This is a genomic window from Psychrobacter sp. T6-1 (assembly GCF_052258445.1).
In genome coordinates this window covers 1-2,404 of record NZ_JBQQFC010000338.1, presented here as the reverse complement: position 1 = coordinate 2,404, position 2,404 = coordinate 1, and the positions used below count along the sequence as shown (strand labels likewise).

2 protein-coding genes are annotated in these 2,404 nt (G+C 46.6%); one reads left to right on the top strand and one right to left on the bottom strand.

All coding sequences use genetic code 11. The features are described 5' to 3' along the window. Positions 1-4 precede the first annotated feature (4 nt). Positions 5-760, bottom strand: a complete 756-nt coding sequence (gene ompR / locus ACTXGO_RS12485) for an osmolarity response regulator transcription factor OmpR (RefSeq protein ID WP_317199630.1) — start codon at positions 758-760, stop codon at positions 5-7. A 336-nt stretch (positions 761-1,096) separates the two neighbouring features. Between ompR and ACTXGO_RS12480 the strand changes: the two genes are divergently transcribed. Continuing rightward, positions 1,097-2,404, top strand: a 1,308-nt coding sequence (locus ACTXGO_RS12480) for a Tex-like N-terminal domain-containing protein (RefSeq protein WP_443574763.1), incomplete at its 3' end; no start/stop codon positions are given.

Genomic DNA, 2,404 nt, shown 5'->3' with positions numbered 1-2,404 from the left:
GTCTTTAGGACTCATTGTCTTCAGGTTCCGCTTCATCAGGCACAAAGACGTAGCCTACGCCCCAAACGGTCTGAATATAACGCGCTTGCGACGGATTATCCTCGATCAAGCGGCGCAATCGTGACACTTGTACGTCAATTGAGCGCTCCATAGCGCCCCATTCGCGTCCACGTGCTAGGTTCATGAGCTTATCACGAGTCAGCGGCTCACGGGGATGCTGTACTAGTGCCTTCAATACTGAAAACTCGCCCGTGGTTAAGGTCACCACATTACCATCGCGTTTTAGCGTACGCGTGGATAAATCAAGCGTCCACGGACCAAACTCAACCACCTCTAACTGATAGCTGGGCGCGCCAGGCAGCTCACGATTTTGGCGACGTAGTACGGCTTTAATACGAGCGAGCAGCTCTTTTGGATTAAAAGGTTTGGGTAAATAATCATCAGCGCCCGCTTCTAAACCTGCAATACGATCAGCGTCACCGCCCTTTGCGGTCAGCATAATGATAGGAATATCACCGTTGTCTTCACGCAGACGTTTGCAGATACTGATACCATCTTCGCCAGGTAGCATAAGATCTAGTACCACTAAAGAGAACAGCTCGCGCTGCATGAGCTTGTCCATCTGATTGGCGTCGTGCGCGGTACGCACTACAAAACCGTCGTCTTCCAAAAAGCGCTGTAGTAAAGAGCGTAAACGCGCGTCGTCATCAACGACCAATATGCGCTGAGTGAGCGTATCTGCATGAGTGTTATCCGTCATTTATCGTATCCTTTTATAGGCTTTATTATAGGCAAAATCTGCTATCGCTTTTACTTGTAATCTTGTTGCTATTTAAATTTTAAGAATATCAGTCACGATTTTTGTGCAATGACTCATTATTTAGCTATCTACCATCAGTGTATAAGATTGCATCACTAAATGCATCATCCATCCGCACAAATGCTGTATGCGTTTGTTTAACAAGGCAGATAGTGACATCTTTTGCTTCATTATGGCTACAAAAACCATGATAATTAAGGATAGTATAAAAAGGATTTTTATTCATGCAGCTTTTGCTATAATGCCAAACACCATTTATCAACGATTGATACGTCTATGAGTAGCACTGATACCTTAACGTCATCGCAAGCCCCAGCAAATACGCAGGGTTTGGATGCAACCACACACGCGAATATCCACGACAAACTTGCTCGCGCGCTTGGCATTAAGACGGCTCAAGTCAATGCGTTTGTCGAACTCTTTGATGCAGGGGCGACGGTGCCGTTTATAGCGCGCTACCGTAAAGAGAAAACCCAAAATCTCGATGATGCGCAGCTTCGAGCACTAGAAAAGTCGCTCAATTATGAGCGTGACATGGCAACGCGCCGCCTCAAGATTATCGAATTGCTAAGTACCCAAGGCAATCTAAATGACGAGTTGCAAGCGCGTATCGATAACGCGACATCCAAGCTTGAACTTGAAGACATCTATCTGCCTTATCGTCCGCGCCGGCGCTCACCTGCCGCCAAAGCTCGCGCAGCAGGATTAGATAAAGCTGCGCAATCGGTATTAACGCAAGAGGTTGCACCAATAGAGGCATTAGCTGACTATCAAGCGCCATCAGTCATCACCGATGATAATGGTAATGAGATTGAGGTAGATTTTGCGGATACCGACAAGCAGTTAGCAGGCGTACAAGCTATTATCGTTGATGAATGGACGCAGGCGCTTGATCTACTCGATAGTTTACGTAGTGGCTTTGCTAAAACAGCGAGCATCGTCTCATCGGTGGCTAGCGAAGAAAAACGCGAAGTGGGTGAGAAGTTCAAAGACTACTTTGAGCATAGTGAAAGCCTTGCACGCTTGCCCAATCATCGCCTGCTTGCCATGCTACGCGGTCGCCAAGAAAATGTCTTAGGTCTAAAAATTGAAGGCGAAGATACGCCCTTTATCGATAAAATCGTGAGTCATTTTGATATTGAGGCTAAAGCGCCAGACGCACGCCGCGAGTTTTTGGTTGAGGCGGCAACTAGTCTTTGGAAAGATAAGTGGCGTCCGCATATCGAGCATCGCTTGTTAACCGAAAAACGCTTAAGTGCTGAGGCAGATGCGATTGATGTGTTCGCTAGCAACTTACAGCATTTATTAATGTCTGCACCTGCAGGCCCTAAAGTAATCTTAGGTGTCGATCCTGGTATCCGCCATGGCGTCAAAATGGCGGTTATCGATGCACAAGGTCATGTCATGATGGCTGATGACAAGCCAGTTATCGCAACCGTTTATCCTTTTGCGCCTGATAATAAAATGGATGAAGCCAAAACTGTCATTGATGAGCTGTTAAGTACTTATAACGTTGATCTAGTGGCTATCGGTAATGGCACGGCAAGTCGCGAAACCGATGCGATGATTAAAGAGATCTTGGCT